The 20,795-nt window shown below is 73.2% G+C and carries 7 protein-coding genes and 1 pseudogene; 1 reads left to right on the top strand and 7 read right to left on the bottom strand.

Features of this window, described 5'->3' with window-relative positions; translation table 11 throughout:
- Positions 1-40: 40 nt before the first annotated feature.
- The 6 genes from ORV05_RS09390 to ORV05_RS09365 all read right to left on the bottom strand — a co-directional run bounded on the left by ORV05_RS09390 (position 41) and on the right by ORV05_RS09365 (position 10,680).
- A complete protein-coding gene (locus tag ORV05_RS09390) occupies positions 41-5,326 on the bottom strand; it encodes a type I polyketide synthase (protein ID WP_268758060.1) in 5,286 nt (1,761 codons plus the stop codon).
- Between the two features lie 182 nt (positions 5,327-5,508).
- Positions 5,509-6,426 carry a nucleotide disphospho-sugar-binding domain-containing protein gene (locus ORV05_RS09385; protein ID WP_268758059.1) on the bottom strand — a complete coding sequence of 306 codons (918 nt, stop codon included), beginning with the start codon at positions 6,424-6,426 and terminating at the stop codon, positions 5,509-5,511.
- Between the two features lie 158 nt (positions 6,427-6,584).
- A complete protein-coding gene (locus ORV05_RS09380) occupies positions 6,585-9,152 on the bottom strand; it encodes an ABC transporter permease (RefSeq protein WP_268758058.1) in 2,568 nt (855 codons plus the stop codon).
- Positions 9,149-9,925, bottom strand: a complete 777-nt coding sequence (locus tag ORV05_RS09375; RefSeq protein WP_268758057.1) for an ABC transporter ATP-binding protein — start codon at positions 9,923-9,925, stop codon at positions 9,149-9,151. Before ORV05_RS09375 ends, ORV05_RS09380 begins: the two co-directional genes overlap by 4 nt.
- A complete protein-coding gene (locus tag ORV05_RS09370) occupies positions 9,922-10,155 on the bottom strand; it encodes a hypothetical protein (protein WP_268758056.1) in 234 nt (77 codons plus the stop codon). The genes ORV05_RS09375 and ORV05_RS09370 overlap by 4 nt, the downstream gene beginning before the upstream one ends.
- Before the next feature lie 105 nt (positions 10,156-10,260).
- A complete protein-coding gene (locus ORV05_RS09365; protein WP_268758055.1) occupies positions 10,261-10,680 on the bottom strand; it encodes a hypothetical protein in 420 nt (139 codons plus the stop codon).
- Positions 10,681-10,745: 65 nt separating this feature from the next.
- On the opposite strand from ORV05_RS09365, the gene ORV05_RS09360 reads away from it, so the two are divergent.
- Positions 10,746-11,516 (top strand): TetR/AcrR family transcriptional regulator, encoded by a 771-nt coding sequence (locus ORV05_RS09360; RefSeq protein WP_268758053.1) that lies wholly within the window; start codon positions 10,746-10,748, stop codon positions 11,514-11,516.
- On the opposite strand, the pseudogene ORV05_RS09355 reads toward ORV05_RS09360, so the two are convergent.
- Positions 11,509-20,391 (bottom strand): annotated as a pseudogene (locus ORV05_RS09355) (SDR family NAD(P)-dependent oxidoreductase); the annotation flags it as partial. The gene ORV05_RS09360 and the pseudogene ORV05_RS09355 sit on opposite strands and share 8 nt — an antisense overlap.
- Positions 20,392-20,795 lie beyond the last annotated feature (404 nt).

Raw genomic sequence — 20,795 nt, 5'->3', positions numbered from 1 at the left:
TAGTCGCGGAGCTTGTCTTCGTTCCCCATGGCCTTCCCGTTCATGAGATGCCCAGTTCGTCGTCCAGCACGGCAAAGAGTTCGTCGTCGGTGGCGGTGCCGAGATCGGCGCGGGCGGCCGCCGGCTCCGCGGGGACGTGCGCGCCGGTCCACTTGCGCACCAGCGCGTCGAGCCGGGCGGTGATCTTCGCGGTCGAACCGTTGAGCGCTCCGGCCGCCTGGCCCAGCAGCGCCTCGACGCGGTCGATCTCGCCCAGCAGCGAGTCCACGGCGTCGCCGGGGCCGGACAGCTCGTGCAGGCGCCGGGCGAGCGCGGCCGGGGTCGGGTGGTCGAACACGAGGGTCGCGGTCAGCTTCAGCCCGGTCAGGGCGCCGAGCCGGTTGCGCAGCTCCACGGAGGTGAGCGAATCGAAACCCATCTCCTGGAAGGCGCGGTCGGGCTCGACGGACGCGGCCGACGAGAACCCGAGCACGGCGGCCACCTCCTCGGACACCAGGCCGAGGAGGTGGGTTTCGCGTTCGGCCTCGGGCAGTGCGGCCAGCCGGGCGGCGGTCTCGACGCCCGCGGCGGCGGCGCGGCGGCGTGGCGCCCCGGACCGGACCAGTCCGCGCAGGACCGGCGGCAGCGCGTCCCCGCGGTCGCGCAGGGCCGCGAGGTCGAGCTTCACCGGCACGAGGGCACCCTCGGTGGTGAGGCAGGCGTCGAGCAGGGCGAGTGCGTCCGCGGTCGCCATCGGCGGCGTGCCGAGGCGGCGCAGGCGGCGCAGGTCGGCCTCGGTGAGTTCACCGGCCATGCCACCGTCCTCGGCCCAGGCGCCCCAGGCCAGCGAGGTCGCGGGAAGGCCCAGGGCGCGGCGGTGGCTCACCAATCCGTCGAGAAACGCGTTGGCGGCGGCGTATCCGGCCTGACCGGCCGCGAGGATCGTGCTCGCGGCCGAGGAGAACACGACGAAGGCGTCCAGATCGCGGGTCAGCTCGTGCAGATGCCAGGCGCCGTCGACCTTCGGGGCGAAGACGCGGTCCAGTTCGTCGGTGCTGAGGGTCTCGACGCGGCCGGCGGACGGGATGCCCGCGGCGTGCAGCACCGCGGTCAGCGGCGCGTCGGCCGGAACCAGGTCGAGCAGCGCCTTGACGGAGGCGGCGTCGGCGACGTCGCAGCCGGCGATGGTGACCGTGGCTCCCAGTGCCTCGAGTTCGGTGCGCAGCCCGGCCGCGCCGGGGGCGTCGGCACCACGGCGGCTGGTGAGCAGAAGCCGCCGCACGCCGTGGTGTGCCACGAGGTGCCTGGCGACGACGGCGCCGAGCCCACCGGTGCCGCCGGTGATCAGCACGGTGCCCTCGGGCTTCCAGCCCAGCGCACCGGGCTGCCCGGTCACGGAGGTGAGGCGGGGCACGAGGACCTCGCCCTTCCGGACGGCGGCCTCGGGTCTGCCGGTGGCCAGTGCCCGTCCGGCGGGATCGGGGTCGCGGTCGGTGCCGGGGTCGGTGTCGATGAGCACGAACCGGCCCGGGTGCTCGGCCTCGGCCGCGCGTACGAGGCCCCACACCGGCGCGAGGGCCGGGTCGGCATCCTCACCGGCCACGGACACCGCACCGCGCGTGAGCACGGCCAGACGCGTCTCGCCTTCCTCGGCGAGCACCGCCCGGATCGCGGCCAGCACCTGCCGCGCCGTCTCACGGGCAGCAGCGGGCACCGGTCCGTCCGGAGTGGACACTTCGAGCACGCGCAGGTCTCCGGCGTCCGTTCCACCGGTGCTCGTCGCGGGCTCCCACGCGATCCGGAACAGCGAATCACGGTTCGGCGCCAGCTTGCCGAGGGAGACCGGCCGCGCGGCCAGTGATTCGACGGACAGCACCGGCGCACCGGTGGCGTCGGCGACCTGAAGCGTGATGGTGTCGGTGCCGTCCGGCGACACCCGCACGCGCAGCGCCGCGGCACCCGTGGAGTGCAAAGTGGCGCCGCCGAAGGAGAACGGCAACATCGGCTCGGCCGCGCCGCCTTGCGGCGCCGGGCCGAGGAGCTGAGCGTGCATCGCGGCGTCGAGCAACGCGGGGTGCAGGCCGTATTCCCCGGCCTCACCACCGTCCGGCAGGACGACCTCGGCGTAGGTGTCCTCGCCGTGCCGCCACATCGCGCGCAGGCCCTGGAAGGCGGGGCCGTAGTCGTACCCGAGTCCGGCGAGCAGCGCGTACGGGTCGGTCAGCTCGACCTCGACGGCACCCGCGGGCGGCCACTCCGTGAGGGACAAGGACGGCACACCCGGCTCTTCCGCGCTCACGAACCCCTCGGCGTGCCGCGTCCAGGTGTCCTCGCCGTCGAGTCGCGAGTGGACGCTCACCCGGCGGCGCCCGTGCTCGTCGGCCGCCTCCACCGAGACTTCGATCGCCGCGCCCGCGTCCGCGGGCACGCTGAGCGGGGCCTGGAGCGTCAGCTCGTCGATCCGGGTGGCGCCCGCCTCGTCGGCGGCACGCCGCACCAGTTCGAGGAAGGCCGTGCCGGGCAGGAGGATCGTGCCCAGCACCACGTGGTCGGCCAGCCACGGCAGGGTGTCGGCGGAGAGCCGTCCGGTGAGCACCAGTGCGCCGGTCTCGGGCAGGTGCACGACGGCGCTCAGCATCGGGTGCCCGGCGGGCCGCTGGCCGTGGAGCCCGGCGCCGGTGGCCGCGGAGGAAGCCGTGGCGGGCAGCCAGTACCGGGTGCGGCGGAAGGCATAGGTGGGCAGGGCGACGCGGCGTCCCCCGGCATGGAAGGCCCGCCAATCCACCCCGATGCCGCGTGCGTGCAGGCTCGCGAGCGCGGTGACGACGGTGCGGTCTTCGTCCCCGTCCTTGCGCTGGGCCGGGACGAACGCGAGCTTGTCGTCGTCCAGCGCGGTCCTGGCGGCGGCGGTGAGCACCGCGCCCGGCCCCAGCTCGACGAAGGTGCGGACGCCCTGACGGAGCAGGGTGCGCAGGCCGTCGTGGAACCGGACGGCCGCGCGAACCTGGTTCACCCAGTACTCCGGCGTGGTCAGGTCGGCGTCTTCGGTGACCGTGGAGACGATCGGGATCTTCGGCTTGGCATAGGCGAGTTCCCTGGCGACGGCGGAGAACCCGGCGAGCATCGGTTCCATCAGCGGCGAGTGGAAGGCGTGCGACACCCTGAGCTTCGAAGTCCTCCGGCCGGGGAACGCGGCGGTCACGGCCCGCACCGCCTCCTCGGTGCCCGAGACCACCACCGCTTCCGGGCCGTTGATCGCCGCGATGCCCACCTCGCCCGTGAGCAGCGGTGCCACCTCGGCTTCGGTGGCCTGCACGGCGACCATCGCCCCGCCCGGGGGCAGTGCCTGCATGAGCTTCGCGCGCGCGGCCACCAGTGTGCACGCGTCGCCGAGCGAGAGGATGCCGGCGACGTGCGCGGCGGCCAGTTCGCCGATCGAGTGGCCCAGCAGGTAGTCCGGCCTGACCCCCCACCCTTCGAACAGCCGGTACAGCGCGACCTCCAGTGCGAACAGCGCGGGCTGCGCGTACCCGGTCCGCTCCAGTGCCTCGCCGTCACCCAGCACCGTCCGCAGTGGGCGGTCCAGATGCGGGTCCAGTCCGGCGCACACCGCGTCGAAGGCTTCGGCGAAGGCGGGGTACCGGGCGGAGAGCACCGTGCCCATGCCCGCCCGCTGGGCGCCCTGGCCGGTGAAGAGGAAGGCGGCCAGGCCGCTGCCGCGCCGGTCGAGCACCACGCCGGGCGCACTCTCACCGGCGGCGAGCGCGCTCAGGCCCGCGAGCAGTTCGGCGCGATCGGAGCCGAGGACGACGGCCCGGTGGTCGAGTGCCGAGCGGGTCGTGGCCAGCGAGAAACCGATGTCCGCGGGCGAAGCGTCGGCGAGTTCCGTGGCGAGGTGGCTTTCCAGGCGCCGCGCCTGGGCGGCCAGCGCGTCCGCGGCACCGGCGGACACCGGCCAGGCCACCACCGGAAGCTCCACCGGATCGGAGGTTTCGTCCGTGACCGGCGGCGCCTGCTCGATGATCACGTGGGCGTTCGTGCCGCTGAGACCGAACGACGACACCGCGCCTCGGCGGGGCCGCCCCGTTTCGGGCCATTCGCGGGCCTCGGTGAGCAGTTCCACCGCCCCGGCCGACCAGTCGACGTGCGGCGACGGCGCGTCGATGTGCAGCGTCTTCGGCAGCACGCCGTGGCGGATGGCCTGCACGACCTTGATCACGCCGCCGACCCCGGCGGCGGCCTGGGTGTGGCCGATGTTGGACTTGAGAGAACCCAGCCACAGCGGCTCCCGGCGATCCCGGCCGTAGGTCGCCAGCAGGGCCTGCGCCTCGATCGGGTCGCCCAGCTTCGTTCCCGTGCCGTGGCCCTCGACCAGGTCGACGTCTGGTGTGGACAGTCCGGCGGCGGCGAGGGCCTGCCGGATCACCCGCTGCTGCGCCGGGCCGTTGGGGACGGTGAGCCCGCTCGACGCGCCGTCCGAGTTCACCGCGCTGCCGCGCACCACCGCGAGCACCTCGTGACCGAGTCGCCGGGCATCGGACAGGCGCTCGACCACGAGCACCCCGACGCCCTCGCCCCAGCCCGTGCCGTCCGCGCTCGCGGCGAACGCCTTGCAGCGGCCGTCGCCGGACAGGCCGCGCTGCTCGCTGAAGTAGACGAAGGTCTCCGGTGTGGCCATTACCGTGACACCACCGGCCAGTGCGAGGGAGCACTCCCCGCGGCGCAGCGCCTGCGCCGCCCAGTGCAGGGCGACCAAAGAGGACGAACACGCGGTGTCCACCGACACCGAGGGGCCTTCCAGTCCGAGCGCGTAGGAGACGCGGCCCGAGACGACACTGCCTGCCGCGGCGTGGCCCGCGTAGTCGTGGTACATCACCCCGGCGAACACGCCGGTGTCGCTGCCGCGCAGGGTCTCGGGCACGATTCCCGCGCTCTCCAGCGCGGTCCACGACGTTTCCAGCAGCAGCCGCTGCTGGGCGTCCATCGCGAGCGCCTCACGGGGCGAGATGCCGAAGAATTCCGGGTCGAACTCCGCGGCGTCGTAAAGGAACCCGCCCTCTCTCGTGTTCGTGGTGCCGGGGCGCTCGCCCGTGGGATCGTAGAGTGTTTCGAGCGGCCAGCCGCGGTCGGCCGGGAAGCCGCCGACGGCGTCCGTGCCCGTGGCGACGAGTTCCCAGAGCCCCTCCGGCGAGCTAGCCCCGCCGGGATAACGGCAAGCCATGCCGACGATCGCGATCGGCTCGCTGTCGCGCTGCCGGGCCTCCTGCAGGGACCGCCTGGCCTCGCGCAGATCGGTGGTGGCGCGCTTGAGGTAACCGAGCAGTTTGCGCTCGCTTTCGGCGGTCACACCATTACCCCCGCTCCAGACAACGGCCCGGAAAACGCCGCGAAACAGAAATCGGTACTCACGTAATCGACCCACCTAATACCGAAGGGGTGGAACGTGCCACGCCGAAAACGCTACCGAGATCCTTTTGCCCGCCCCACCCCTAACAGGACGGAGGCGGCCCCACAAATCCGCCGGAGAATTCAGCGGGTCAGTTCGGCGACGACCTCGCGGGGGGCGGGCAGCGCGGCGATCTCGCCCTGGAGCGCGCTCGCGCCGGTGCGCAGCGCCTCGTCGGCCAGCAGGTCCTGGATCCGTCCCGGTGCGGCGACCACACCCGCACCGGCTTCGGCGACCCGGACCGCGAAAACCGATTCGGTGAGCGAAAGCTGCGGCAGGCCGTGAGTCACCGCCGCGAGCGCCAGTGCCGCGTCGCCTTCGTGGACCACCGCCGCGCACGTGGGCAGCAACGCGGCGGGCGGCGCCGAATCGACGAGCCTGACGTTCGCCGGTACGCCGACCCCGTCCGGGATCCGTTCGGCCCTGGCGGCGCACACCAGCTCGGCGTCCAGGCGGGCGACGGCGTCGAAGACCGGACCGAACAGGGCCGCGTCGGTGAGCGAGAGCAGGATGCGGCCGCGCCTTGCCTTACGGCGCAACCAGGTCGGCACCTCGGCCGGTCCGAAGTACGGTACGTGCCGGACCGCACGGGCCGCCCCGGCGCTTCCGTCGCTTACGCGCAACGACGGCGGAACGGTGTCGAAGGTGGGACCGGCCCCGGTTTCGCCGGCGACCGGCTCGTCCAGGGCACCGAGGAGCCGTACCGCTACCGCCTCCACGGCGCGCGCGGCGGCGGTCCCCGCCGGCGCCCGGCCGTCGGAGACGACGATCGCGGGCCGCCACAGCCTGGCGAACTCGACCAGTGCCGCCGACTCGGCGAGCGACGTTTCGTCCCCGGATTCGAGATCGACCGCGACACAGCCGGTGCGGAGGATCTCGTCGACGAACGAGGGCCTTCCGGCGATCTTCACGTCGTGCCCCGCGGTCCGCAGCGCCCAGGCCAGTGGCACGAGATTGTGCAGGCGGGCGGGCGAGGACGGCGCGGCCAGGAGTACACGCATGGGAATCCACTCCAGAAAAGGAAACCGGGCCGGCCCGGTGCGGATAGTCGCATTCGAGGCTATCCACCCGGAAGCGGCCCGCGTACCCCTAAACCAGTTGCGCAGCGGGGCCTGTTTGCTCCGAATGATTCGAAGCAAACAGGCCCCGCTCGGACACCTCACTGCCCTGGCAGGGTCACCGCTTCGATCGGGCTGCGCCGCATCGCCAGCCGCGCGGAAACCGCGGTGACGGGCCAGACGATCAGGAACACCGCCAGCACCACGGCGAGGAACACCCAGACCGGCCCGGACGGGATGATCTCGCCGGTGGTGATGGCCATCGGCAGCACGGTGAACAGCGAGATGACGATCCCCAGCAGCAGACCGGTCACCGCGACGATGCCGCCTTCGACGAACAGCATCCGCCGCACCTGCCTGCGGTCCGCGCCCGCCAGCCGCTGCGCGCCGAATTCGCGGCGGCGGGCCAGTACGGCCACGGCGAGGGTGTTCACCGCCGCGATCGCCGCGTAGGCGATGGCGAGTACGGCCAGCAGGTAGTTGATCATCGCCTCGACGTCGGCGCTCGCCTGGAAGTTCCGCTTCAGCGCGCCGTCGTCGCCGACGGTGGCTCCCGGCCAGTTCTTCATGCGCTCGGTGAGCGCCGAAACCAGCGCGTCCGCGTCCTGCCCCGGTGCCGCCCTCACCAGCACCTGCGACGGCAGGCCGGTGGTGGTGTGCGCGGTCAGCAGGTCCGCGGGCAGCACCATGCTCGCGTAGCTCGATGGGCTGTCCAGCAGCGCGACCACCCTCACCTGTGCCTGCGCCCCGTCGCCGAGCCGCATGGTGATCTGCTGGCCGAGCTTGATGCCCAGGTCCTCGGCGACGTTCTGCGGCAGCGCGACCGAGTCGCCGGTGAGGTCCTTCAGCGAACCGGACGTGACCTCGGTGGCGAGCACCGAACCGCCCTGGTCCTCCGCGGCGATGCCGATCAGGCGCAGCGGGTCGCTGCCGTTGCCGTCGTAGGGCTGCTCGATCCAGCCGGAACTGGTGACCAGCGGCGACGCGGTGCCGACGCCCGGCGTGCCGCGGATCTGCCCGAGCGCCTCCGGCGCGATGCCGCCGGTGTCCGAGCTGATCACCGCGTCGGCCCGCAACTGGCCCGCGTACGCCGACACCTGTGCCCGCTGCGCGGTGGTTTCCGAGTACACGTTGCCGAGGGCGACCGCGGTGGCGAGCGTGATCGGGGTGAGCGCCGCGGCGAACGCCACCGCGCGCGCCCGCGAGTTGATCACGGCGAGGGTGGCGTCGCGGCCCGCGATCCGCCGGATGAACGGGCCGTACCGGTCGGCGACGAAGGCCATGATCTCCGGGCCGATCAGCGCCACCGCGATCGCGCCGGTGAGCACCGCCGGGCCGCCGATCGCCGAGGCCGTGTCGGCGGGCATGAACATCGTCGTCCCGGCGAGCAGTACCGTCGCGGCGGCGAACACCAGCGCCCCCATGCGGCGCAACGGGTTCACCCTGGCGCTGGGGATCGCGGCCTCGGCGAGCGCCTGGATCGGCCGCGACCGTGCCGCCGCCAGCGCGGCGAACCAGGCCGCGGCGTAGGTGATCGCGAGCGTGGCGAGGATGCCGGCGGCGAAGGCGATGACGTCCTGCCGGAACACCAGTTCGCCGGGCACGATGCCGAGCGACCGGCTGGTGCCGAAGATCCGGTTGCCGACCAGGCTGCCCAGGAAGGCTCCGCAGACCGCGGCGAGCACGCCGACGGCCATGGTCTCGGCGACCACCATCCGGTGGACCTGTTTCGGCGTCGCGCCGGTGGCCCGGAGCAGCGCGAGCTCCTGCTGCCGCTGCCGCACGGTGAGGCTGATCGTCGCGGAGACGACCAGTGCCATCACCACCAGCACCATGCCACCGAACACCGCGGCCAGCAGGATCAGCGGCAACTGGCTGGCGGACACGCCGAGGAACTCGGCCGAACCGCGGTCGTCCCCGGTGAGCACGCTGACCCCGGGGACCTGGCTGGCGATGCGCGCGGCGAGCTCACCGGCGTCCACGCCGTCGGCGGGGAACACTCCGGCCAGGCCGACGCTGCCCGGATGCGTGCCGAACCGCTGCACGTCGCCCGCCGAGAAGAAGAACGCGGGCGCCCGCACGGTCCGGCCCGGCTCCGCCGTCCCGGTGACGAGGAAGTCCTGCTTCTGTCCGTCCACCGCGAGTTCGACCCTCGCCCCGGGCCCGATCCCGGCCGCGGCCGCGGTGGCCGAGTCGAGCACGACCTGCCCCGGCGCCTGGGGCTGCGCGCCCTCGCGCAGCGTGTAGCCGCCGAGCACCGCGGAGTCCCAGCCGTGTCCGGAAAGGACGGACGCGGAACCGGGGACCTGCGGTGCGCCGTCCCGCAGCAGCACGGCGGGGAACGACACGTCCGGCACCGCCTGCCGCACGCCCGGTACCGCCGCGATCCTGCCGATCTGCTCCTGGGTCAGCCCCGCGCGCTCGGCGTACGGCACCACCTGCGACTCTTCGTCCGGCAGTTTGAACCCCGCCGAGCCGCCGACCACCACCGGCGCCGACGCGAGCCGCTGCGGCGGTGCCTGCAGCACGATGGCCGTTTCGAACAGCCCGGCGCAGGCGATCAGCAGCCCGCACCCGATCAGGATGGCGACGAACGAAGCGAACGAGGCGGCCGCGCGGAACCTGAGGCTGGCCAGCGCCAGCTTGAGCACCACCCGCCGCGAACTCACCGCTGCCCCCGCGCCTGCTTGGCCCGGGCGCCCAGCTGCGCCAGCGTGGCGGCCACGGCCTCCACGCCCGGTGCGGTCAGCTGCGTGACGATCCGGCCGTCCACCAGGAACAGCACCTCGTCCGCGAAGGACGCCGCCACCGGGTCGTGGGTGACCATCACGATGGTCTGGCCCGCGCGCACCAGTTCGCGCATCAGGTTCAGCACCTCGACCGCGGTGGTGGTGTCGAGCGCACCGGTCGGTTCGTCGGCGAACACCACCGCGGGCCTTCCCGCGAGGGCGCGGGCGATCGCGACGCGCTGCTGCTGTCCGCCGGAGAGCTCGCCGGGGCGGTGCTTCACCCGCTGCGACAGCCCGACGCGCGCGATCACCTGGTCCACCCACGCCCGGTCCGGTTCCTGGCCCGCCAGCAGCGAGGGCAGGGTGACGTTCTGCTCCACGTTCAGCGCGGGCATCAGGTTGAACGACTGGAAGATGAACGCGACGTGCGCGCGGCGCAGCAGCGTCAGCTCGGTCTCGTTCTTGCCCTTGAGGTCGGTCCCCACCAGGGTGACCCGGCCGGAGGTCGGCTTGTCGAGACCAGCCGCGCAGTGCAGCAGCGTGCTCTTGCCGGAACCCGACGGGCCCATCACCGCGGTGAAGGTGCCGGCGCGGAAGTCGACGGAGACACCGGCCAGCGCTTCGACCGCGCTGTCGCCGGAGCCGTAGGTCTTGTGCACCGAGTCCAGGCGTACCGGGGACTCGACGGAAGTCGTGGTGGACACGTGGTTCACTCCGTTCCTTGCCGGGCGCGGCGGTCCGGGCCGAAGTACCACCACAGCAGCAGTACCGCACCCCCGATGCCGATCGTCCACAACCAGAACGGGTACTTGACGGACATGCTGATCAGGCTCATGAGCAGCCAGATCACGAACTGGATGCCGCTGACGACCGCCCAGACGATCGTGACGACCCGGCGCGCGAGTCCGCTCGAGGACCGGGCGTCTCCTGTGCTCTCCGGCATGAAGCCCCCATATCGGCTCGGCGGAGCATCGGATTGATCTCGGATTAATTGTGTAAGGCTTGCACAGTTTAGCGGAGCCGGGCCGTACGGAGAACCCGGACCGCGCTACGGCGTGTCTCGCGCCGCCCGGCGCATCCGGCGATCCCAGTCGCGGGCACCCCAGACGCCGGCCACGAGGACGCCGCCGGCGAACAGCACCCAGAGTAGCCACGACGGGTCCCATTGACCGCCGATCAGGCCGATGAACAGCCAAATGAGGAGGTTCACCCCACTGATGGACAGCCACAGCGCGCCCGCGATCCGCGGCGCCGCTTCCAGCACCGGCGGGGCCACGGCGTCGATCCCGCCGGCGACGGCGACCCGCAGTTCGGTGTGCGTGCTCGCCGCGCGGACGCGGGCCAGCCGCCGTGCGGCTTCCGCGCTGTCGTATTCCCCGGTCGAGCGGGCGTGTTCGATCTCGGTGGCCGCCAGCTTCCGGTCCAGCTCGGTCACGCGGCCCAGCCCGAAGTGGTTGGCCTTGCTCACACCGCCCCCAGCCCTGATCTGTGTAAGACTTACACAGTTTACGGAACGAGGCTGCGGAGCGAAAGATGCCGACCGAACCCGACCCCCACGAGCTTCCGGGACTGCCACCCGGCCTGACCGCGGCCTGGGTCACCGCGCCGCGGTCCCGCCCTGGTCCGAAGCCTTCGCACAGCTTGGCGCAGATCGTGGCCGCGGCCGTCGAACTCGCCGACACCGAGGGGCTGGCCGCCGCCTCGCTGCCCAACATCGCCGCCTCGCTCGGGCTGACCACCAACGCCTTGTACCGCTACGTGGGCTCGAAGGAGGAACTGCTGATCCTCCTGGCGGACACCGGACTCGGACCGCCCCCCGCCCCGCGGGCCGGGGAGACGGACTGGCGGGCCGCCGTCCGTTCCTGGGCGCACGCCGCGCTCGAACGCTACCGCGCCCGGCCGTGGCTGCTCGACGTCTCCTTCCGCGGCGGGCCCGTGACACCGCACCACCTCAGCTGGACGGAGCGGCTGCTGGCGGCGCTGTCCGCGGCCGGTCTGTCCGATGTGGACGCTCTCGGCTGCGCCCGGCTGGTGGCCGACTTCACCCGCACGACGGCCGAGCGCCTCCGCGCCCGCACCGACCCGGACTCCGCCGACTTCCCGCCGCGGGCGGCCGGGGTCCGCGCGTTCCTGAGCCCCCTCCTCGCCGAGCGCGACTACCCCCATCTGGCCGCACTCGCGGCCAGGGGCGAGTACCCGGCGGCCACCTCCGTGGACTTCGGGCTCGACCGCATCCTCGACGGCATCGCCGCCCTCCTTCCGCCTTCCGCTCCCGGAGACCCGTCGACCGCCTCCGTCACGTGAGCTCGTCGAGCCAGGCGCCGATGGCACCGGCGGTGGTGCCGGCGTCGGCGTCGACGACGCTGAAGTGGTCGCCCGGGACGGTGACGACCGCGTCGGCGCGATGCCACGTCGTGCGCCAGGCCGCCGGGTCTTCGCCCGCCCCGTCCGGAGTGCCGCCCGCGGTGGTGAACCGGTGCTCGGGCCGGACGAGCACCGTCGGGGCACTCACCTCACCCGGCTCCACCGATTCCAGCAGACCCAGGTAGTGCGCCATCGCCGTCAGCTTGTCCCGGTCGAACGGGCCGTACTGCTCCTCGCGTTCGAGCATGCCCGCCGCCATGTCGGCGACCGTCCCGGCGGTGGCTTCGCCGCCGCCGTCCATCTCGTAGCTGTCCAGCAGCACCACGGCCGCCGGGACGAGGCCGCACTTCTCCAGCCGCGAGGCCAGCGCATACGCGAGCACCCCGCCCGACGAATAGCCCAGCAGCGCGTACGGCCGCTCCCCGGCACCCAGCCGGACGCTCTCTTCGAGCACCTCCAGCACCGCGTCGAGGTCGGCGGGCACCGGTTCGCCGCTGGCGAATCCGGGCATCGGCAGCGCCGCAACCGCCCGCGTGCCGCGGAACTCCGCCGCGAGCTTCGCGTACTGGTACGCCCCGCTCATCGCCGCGGGCGAAGGCACCGCCAGCACCCGCAGGCCGGGCGCGTCCCCGGCCAGCGCCAGCGGGCGCGGCGGGGCACCAAGGTCGGCCGGTCCGCCGAACTTCGGCCGCAGGTTCGCCGCCGCGCCCAGCAGGGCGATGCCGTCTTCCACGCGCCCGCCGCGGACCGCCTCGGCGAACAGTTCCTTCACCGGGTCTCCCGCGGGCTTCTCGCCACCATCGGCGGTGAGGACGGCCAGCAGGTGCTTCGCCAGCCCCGCCGGGCTCCGGTGGTCGAACACCACCGAGGCGGACAGCTCGACCCCGGCCGCTTTCGCGATGCGGTTCCGCAGTTCCATCGCGGTGAGCGAGTCGAAACCGAATTCGAGGAAATGCGCCTCCGGGTCGATCGAGTCCGCCTCGCGGTAGCCGAGCAGGGCCGCGGCCTGGCCGAGCACGAACTGCCGCAGTCCCTTTTCGGTCCGCTCGAACGGAACGTGGTCCGTGATGGCCTCTTCGAGCCGCGCGGGCGGCAGGCCCGGCACCGCGTGCTCCCCCGCCGCCCGGCGCGCCTCCATGTCGACCGACGGCCAGTAGCGCGTGCGGTGGAACGCGTAATCGGGCAGGGGCACGGTTTTCGCCGCCTGGCCGGTGAACAGGCGGCGGATGTCCAGACCCGCCCCCGCGACGTGCAGCCCGCCCGCGGCCAGCAGCGCGGCGGGGACCTCGGGCCGGTTCCCGCGCAGCACCGGGATGAACACGGCGTCACTCGCGCCGGTGTCGCCGGTGCCCGCCAGCGCGGACTGGGCGAGCGCGGTGAGCACCCCGTCGGGGCCCAGTTCCACGAAGCGGGCCGCCCCGGTCGCCCGCACCGCGTCGGCGAACAACACGGTTTCGCGGCAGTTGTCCACCCAGTGCTTCGGTTCGCGCAGTTCGCCGGTGACCGCGGTGCCGGTCACGGTCGACACGACGGCGATCCGCGGCTCGTCGTAGGTCAGCTCCGCGGCGATCTCCTCCAGTTCTTCGAGGATCTCGTCCAGCAGGGGCGAATGCACGGCGGCTCCGATCGGGAGCCGGTTCGTGCGCCGGCCCAGCTCGCGGAAGTGCCCGGCGATCGCCAGGACCGCGCTCTCCGTGCCGGAGACCACCACGGCCTTCGGGCCGTTCACCGCGGCCAGCGCGGCCTCCGCGCCGAGCAGCGGGCGCACCTCCCCGGCATCGGCCTCGATCGCGACGACCGCACCGGCGGGCATCTCCGCCATCAGCTGGCCGCGGTGGGCGACCAGCTTCACGGCGTCGTTAAGCGAGAGCACACCGGCCAGATGCGCCGCCGCGATCTCACCCACGGAGTGGCCGACCAGCACGTCGGGCCGCTGCCCCCACCACTCGAGCAGGCGGTACAGCGCCACCTCGAAGGTGAACACCGCGGCCTGGCCGAACTGCGTCTGGCCGAGCAGTTGCGCGGCGGCCGAGCCCGCTTCGGCGAACATCACCTCGCGCAGCGACCGGCCGAGGTGGGCGTCGAACCCGGCGGCCACCCGGTCGAACTCCAGCGCGAAGGCCGGGAACGCCGTGTACAACCCGGCCCCCATCCCGGCACGCTGAACGCCCTGGCCGGGCAGCAGGAACGCCGTGGTGCCCCCGGGCCGGGCCCGGCCGGTCACCGCGTTGTCCGAAGCGGAGAGTTCGCGCAGCGCGGAGGCCACCTCGTCACGGTCGGCCCCGACGATCGCGGCCCGGTGCCCGAACAGCGGACGGCGGTGGGCCAGCGAATACGCGACGCCGGCCAGGTCCGGCGAAGGATCGGCCTCCAGGTGCGCGAGCAGGGCACGCGCCTGATCCGGCAGTGCCGCGGCGGTCCTGGCCGACAGCACGAGCGGCGGCAGGACCGCGCCGCCGTCCTCGGCCGTACCGGTCTCGGCGGGCTCGGGAGTCCTACTGGTTTCGGGGGTCTCGTCCGCCGGTGCCTGTTCGAGGATCACGTGCGCGTTGGTGCCGCTGAAACCGAAGGCCGAAACCGCCGCGCGGCGCGGACGGCCGGCCTCGGGCCAGGGCATCGTCTCGCCGAGCAGCCGGAGGGTGCCCGCGCCCCAGTCGACGTCGGCCGTCGGCTCGGTGACGTGCAGCGTCCGCGGCAGCACGCCGTGGCGGAGCGCCTGCACCATCTTGATCACGCCCGCGACGCCCGCGGCGGCCTGGGTGTGGCCGAGGTTGGACTTCACCGATCCCAGCCACAGCGGCCGGTCCGCGGGCCGGTCCTTACCGTAGGTCGCGAGCAGTGCCGAGACCTCGATGCGGTCGCCCAGCGGCGTGCTGGCCCCATGGCCCTCGATAGCGTCCACTTCGGACGGTTCGAGCCCGGCGGTGGCGAGCGCCCGGCGGATCAGCCGCTCCTGGGCGGATCCGCTCGGCGCGGTGAGACCGTTGGACGCGCCGTCCGCGTTGACCGCGCTGGCCCGCACCACCGCGAGCACGGGGTGGCCGTGCCGTCGCGCCTCGGAGAGCCGCTCGACGACCAGCACGCCGACCCCTTCGCCCCAGCCGAAGCCGTCCGCGGCGGCCGAGTACGGCTTGCACCGGCCGTCGCGGGCCACGGCGCCGTCCACGAACTGCGCGAACGGTGCGGGTGAGACCAGCGCGGACACCCCGGCGACCAGCGCCAGCGAGCAGTCCCCGCCCCGCAGCGCCTGCGCCGCCTGGTGCAGCGCGACCAGCGAGGACGAGCACGCCGTGTCCACCGACACCGCCGGGCCCTCCAGTCCGAAGGCGTAGGCGACGCGACCGGAGACGACGCTGCTCAGCGCGCCCGATCCGCGGTAGCGGCTGCCGCTGTCCATCGCGTCACCCGGGTCGTAATCCGACTGCATCACGCCGACGAACACCCCGGTGCTGCTTCCCTTGAGCGACAACGGGTCCAGTCCTGCGCCGGTGAGCGCCACCCAGGAGGACTCCAGCAGCATCCGCTGCTGCGGGTCCATCATCACGGCCTCGTTCGGGCCGATGCCGAAGAAGGCGGCGTCGAACTCGGTGGCATCGCGGACGAATCCGCCCTGCGGGGTGCCGCCGTCCGGCGCCACCTGCGCCAGCCAGTAGTCCATGTCCCAGGAACGGTCGGCGGGGAAGTCGCCGATGCCGTCGCCGCCCGAGGCGACCAGCCGCCACAGGTCGTCCGGCGAGGCGACCTCGCCGGGGAACCGGCACGCCATGCCGACGATCGCGATCGGTTCGTCGGCGCCCGCGGGCAGCGGGGCCTCCTCGGGTACCGCGGCGTCGCCCAGGTCCCCGAGCAGCGACTCGTACAGGTGCGCGGCGAGGTCGCCCGCGGTCGGGTGGTCGAAGACGAGCGTCGCGGTCAGGCTCAGGCCGGTGGCCTCGTTGAGCGCGTTGCGCAGCTCGACGGCGGTGAGGGAGTCGAAACCGAGGTCCTTGAAGGCGCGGTCGGCGTCGAAGACGTCGGCCGCACGGTGGCCGAGCACCGCGGCCGCGTGGCGGATCACCAGCTCCCGCAGGTGTTCGAGCCGCTTGTCCCCCGGCAGCCTGATCAGCTTGCCCAGCAGGGAGTCCGCACCCGCCTCACCGCCGGACACCGCCCGCCGGGCCGCCGGGACGAGGCCGCGGAGCAGATCGGGGACGGCGACCGCCTCGCGCCAGGCGGGCAGGTCGAGCTTGATCGGGACGTACACCCCGCCCGCCGCGCCGGCCGCGCTGTCGAACAGCGCCAGGCCCTCTTCCGCCGTGAACGCGCCGAGGCCGCGCTTGCCCTGGGTTTCGCCCGCCATGCCCGCGGACGATTCCCACATGCCCCAGGCCAGCGACAGCGCCGGTTTGCCTTCCCGGCGCCTGAGCTCGGCGAGGGCGTCGAGGAAGGCGTTGGCGGCGGCGTAGTTGGCCTGGCCGGGCGCGCCGAGTACCCCGGCGGCCGAAGAGAACGTGACGAACGCGGTGAGGTCACCGGCCAGCTCGTGCAGGTGCCAGGCGGCCAGGGCCTTCGGATCGAAGACGGCGTCGATCCGTTCGGGCGTCATCGAGGCGAGGACACCGTCGTCGAGCACACCGGCCGCGTGGACGACCGCGTTCACCGGGTACTTCTTCAGCAGCGCCTTGACTTTCGCCCGGTTCGCGAGATCGGCGGCCACGACGGTCGCTTCGGCACCCAGTTCCGCCAGCTCGGCCACGAGCTCGGCCGCGCCCGGCGCCTTCGGCCCTCGGCGACTGACCAGCAGCAGGTTCTTGACGCCGTGCCGCCGCGCCAGGTGCACGGCGATGAGCCTGCCCAGCGCGCCGGTACCGCCCGAGAGCAGCACAGTGCCCCAGTCGGGCATCTCGCCGGGTTCGGGCACCGCGCGAACCAGCCGGGGCACGGACGCCTCGCCGTCCGCGATCCGGACGGCCGACTCGTCCGCCGCGGAGATCGCGGCGAGCTGCTCCGGCGTCGCGGTGCCCTCGACGAGCACGATCCGCCCCGGATTCTCGACCTGGGCCGTGCGGACGAGTCCGGCGACCGCGGCCCCGGCGAGGTCACCGTGGGTCACCACGAGCAGGCGGCCGGATTCGGTTCCGGAGAGCCGGTCCCGCACCACGGACAGTACTTTGTGGACGGCCTTCTTCGCCGCGGCCGCGTCCGTTCCCGGCGCGACCTCGTGTACCAGGAGATCCGGGACCCCGGCGGCAGCCGGCAGCGTGGCCGGGACCCAGTCGATCCGGTAGAGGGAGTCGGTGCCACCGGGAACCGCGCGGGCCGCGGCGAGCTGCTCGTCGCTGATCCGGCGCAGTGTCAGCGCACCGACCCTGGCCACCGGCAGCCCGGCGGAGTCGGCCAGCCGCAGTTCCACGGTCCGCTCCCCGGCCGGCCGGACGTGCACCCGCAGCGCGGACGCGCCCGCGGCCGTCAACTCGACGTCGGAGAACGAGTACGGCAGCGAAGTGCCCTCGCCCGCCGCCCCGCTGAGCCCGACGGCGTGCAGCGTCGCGTCGAAGATCGCGGGGTGCAGTCCGAATCCACCGGCAGCGGGACGTTCCTGCTCGGGGAGCGCGACTTCGGCGTAGATGTCGCCGCCGGAACGCCAGGCCGCCTTCAGTCCCTGGAACACCGGGCCGTAGGCCATGCCGTGCCCGGCGAGCATCTCGTACATGCCCTCGACGTCCACCACCTCGGCACCGGCGGGCGGCCAGGCACTCAGGTCGAACGAAGTGCGGTTCCCGGAAGCGGGCGCGAGCGTGCCGTCCGCGTGCCGGACCCAGTCACCGCCCGCGGCGAGGCCGTCCGGTCGCGAATGGACACTGATCGGGCGGGAACCGTCGGCGGCGGCCCCGCCGACCCGCACCTGGATCCGGACGGCGCCCTTCGGCGCCAGGACCAGCGGGGCGTGCAGCGTCAGGTCCCGGACACGGCCGCAGCCGGCCTCGTCTCCCGCGCGGACGGCGAGCTCGACGAAAGCCGTGCCGGGCAAAAGGATCGTGCCGGCGACCTGGTGATCGGTCAGCCAGGGGTGCGTCGCGGGCGAGATCCGGCCGGACAGCACCACGCCCTCGGTGTCGGCGAGCAGGGTCGCGGCACCCAGCAGCGGGTGGTCGACCGGGTCGAGACCCATCGAGGTCGCGTCCCCCGAGTCCGGCGAGGTTTCCAGCCAGTACCGCCGCTGCTGGAAGGCGTAGGTCGGCAGGTCGGTACGCCCGGCACCGCGGGCGGTGAAATACGCGGTCCAGTCCGGCACGACGCCGCGGACGTGCAGGGTCGCCAGCGCGGTGGCGAGCGCCACGTCCTCCGGCACGTCCCGGCGCTGCGCCGCGACCGCGACCACGCCGTCGGCGGCCGGGACCACCGCCGACAGCGGCGCGTCCGGGCCCAGCTCCAGGAACCGGTTGACCCCCTCGGCGGCCAGCGTGCGGACGGCGTCGCCGAACCGCACCGGCTGCCGGACGTTGCGCACCCAGTATTCGGGATCGGTCAGCTCGGCGTGGACCTCCTCGCCGGTGACGCTGGAAACGACGGTGAGCGCCGGCGGCCGGTAGGTGAGGTTCCCGGCGACGGCACGGAACTCCGCCAGCATCGGTTCCATCAGCCGGGAGTGGAACGCGTGCGAAACGCGCAGCCTGGTGGTGCGGCGTCCGGCCCCGGTGAACTTCGCGGCCACCGCGAGCACCGCGGCCTCCTCGCCGGAGAGCACCACGGAGCGCGGGCCGTTGACGGCGGCGAGGTCGACCGTCCCTTCCGGATCGTGGGCGGCCACCTCCTCGGGCGTCGCCTCGACGGCGACCATCGCACCGCCTTCGGGCAGCGCCTGCATCAGACGGCCACGGGCGGCCACCAGCCTGGCCGCGTCTTCGAGCGAGAGCACGCCGGCGCAGTGCGCGGCGGCCACCTCGCCGATCGAGTGGCCGCACACGGCGTCCGGTACCAGACCCCACGACTCGACGAGGCGGAACAGCGCGACCTCGAAGGCGAACAGCGCTGCCTGCGTGTTTCCCGTCCGTGCCAGCGCTTCCGGGTCGGTGTCGATCACTTCCCGGATCGGGCGGCCGGAATGCCTGTCCAGCTCCGCGCAGGCGGCGGCGTACGCCGCGGCGAACACCGGGTGGGCCGACGCCAGCTCCCGGCCCATGCCCGGACGCTGGGACCCCTGTCCGGAGAACAGGAACGCGGTGCTCGTCTCGCCGCGGGCGACTCCGGTGATCGCGCCCGGCTCGCCGTTCGCGAGGTCCTTCAGTGCGGCGAGCAGTTCCGCGTGGCCGCGGCCGACGACGGCGGCACGGTGGTCGAGGTGGGTGCGTCCGGTGGCGAGCGTGCGCGCGACGTCGAGCGGGGGCGCGGACGGGTGCCCGGCGAGGTGGTCGGCCAGCCGGGCGGCCTGCGCCCGCAGCGCCTGCGGCGTCCGGCCGGACAGCACGAACGGAATCGCGGCTTCCTCGCGCGGATGCGCGGCCGCTGCGCCTTCCGCGCCCTCGGGGACTTCTTCGGGGGCCTCTTCGATGATGACGTGCGCGTTGGTGCCGCTCAGGCCGAAACACGAGACGGCACCCCGGCGGGGATGCCCGTTGCGCTCCCACGGCCGCCGCTCGGTGAGCAGTTCGACCCGCCCCGCGGTCCAGTCCACCTGCCGGGTCGGCCGGTCGACGTGCAGCGTCTGCGGCATCACGCCGTTGTTCAGCGCCAGGACGATCTTCAGCACCCCGGCGACGCCGGACGCGGCCTGGGTATGGCCGAGGTTGGACTTGACCGAACCCAGCCACAGCGGGCTGTCCTCCGGCCGGCTCCGGCCGTAGGTGGCCAGCAGCGCCTGCGCCTCGATGGGGTCGCCGAGCCTGGTCGCGGTGCCGTGTGCCTCGACGAGGTCGACCTCTTCGGGCACCACCCTGGCGTTGGCGAGCGCCTGGCGGATCACGCGCTGCTGTGCCGGGCCGTTGGGCGCGGTCATGCCGTTGGACGCGCCGTCCTGGTTGATCGCGGTGCCGCGGACGATCGCGAGCACCGGATGGCCGTTGCGGCGGGCGTCGGAGAGCCGTTCGACGAGCAGCATGCCGCAGCCCTCGGACCAGCCGGTGCCGTCGGCGGAGTCGGCGAACGCCCGGCAGCGGGCGCTGCGGGCCAGTGTGCCGTCGAGGCTGAACTCCACGAACGTCCGCGGCGTGGACATCACCGAGACGCCACCGGCGAGGGCGAGCGAGCACTCACCGCCGCGCAGGGCCCGCACCGCCAGATGCAACGCGACGAGCGAAGACGAGCACGCGGTGTCGATGGTGACCGCGGGTCCTTCGAGCCCGAAGGTGTAGGCGAGCCTGCCGGAGATGACCCCGGACGAGCCGTAGCTGCCCTGGTAGTTGTGGTACATCGTGCCGGCGAAAACACCGGTTTCGCTGCCCTTCACCGAATGCGGCGCGATACCGGCCCGTTCGAAGGCCTCCCAGGAGGTTTCCAGCAGCAGCCGCTGCTGCGGGTCCATCAGCAGAGCTTCCCGGGGACTGATGCCGAAGAGGTCGGCGTCGAAGTCCAGGGCGTCGTGGAGGAAGCCGCCTTCTCGGACGTAGCTCGACCCCGGGCGCTCGCCGGTCGGGTCGTAGAGCCGTTCGAGGTCCCAGCCCCGGTTCGCCGGGAATTCCCCGATCGCGTCGACGCCGCCGTCGAGCAACCGCCAGAGGTCTTCCGGCGTGTTCGCGCCGCCCGGGAGGCGGCAGGCCATGCCGATGATCGCGATCGGCTCCCGCACGGCCTCGGTCAGCCGTTGGTTCTTCTCACGCAGCCGCTCGGTCTCCTTGAGGGACGCACGGAGCGCACCGACCAGTTTTTCCTCGGAGTTGCCCACGTGTCCTCGTTCCTTCCGCCTCGCCGGACAGTCGGATGTGACGATACGAGCGCACGAACGGCGCACCCACCCCTAACGGCCCCCCAAGCACGGCGGAATCCGGCCCCTACCCCGGCGGGTCCCGGGCCCGGCATGCCCGGAAGGTACACAAAGGACGGTTCGAGCGTGACCCCGCGGCCCCGCCCCTACGCACCGGGTTCCTTGTCACCAAGGTCTGCTTTAGAAGGTCTTTAGGGGTTGTAGGCCGCACTCGCCGGTGACAGATTTTCGGGCATCTTCGACAGACCTTTCGACTCCGTTGTGCCGTGCTCGCCCGCGTTTTTCGGCGATGGCCGGTTCCGGAATGGCTCGCCCATTGG

Origin of the sequence: Amycolatopsis cynarae, assembly GCF_026802195.1 — a bacterium.
Classification (GTDB): domain Bacteria; phylum Actinomycetota; class Actinomycetes; order Mycobacteriales; family Pseudonocardiaceae; genus Amycolatopsis_E; species Amycolatopsis_E rhizosphaerae.
Note: the sequence above shows the minus strand (reverse complement) of the source record. Positions and strands in the feature narration are given on the sequence as shown.

Excerpts from the sequence above, each read along its gene's own strand:
- ORV05_RS09385 (WP_268758059.1), bottom strand. The coding sequence starts at position 6,426 with ATGCGTGTACTCCTGGCCGCGCCGTCCTCGCCCGCCCGCCTGCACAAT.
- ORV05_RS09370 (WP_268758056.1), bottom strand. The coding sequence starts at position 10,155 with ATGCCGGAGAGCACAGGAGACGCCCGGTCCTCGAGCGGACTCGCGCGC.
- ORV05_RS09360 (WP_268758053.1), top strand. The coding sequence starts at position 10,746 with ATGCCGACCGAACCCGACCCCCACGAGCTTCCGGGACTGCCACCCGGC.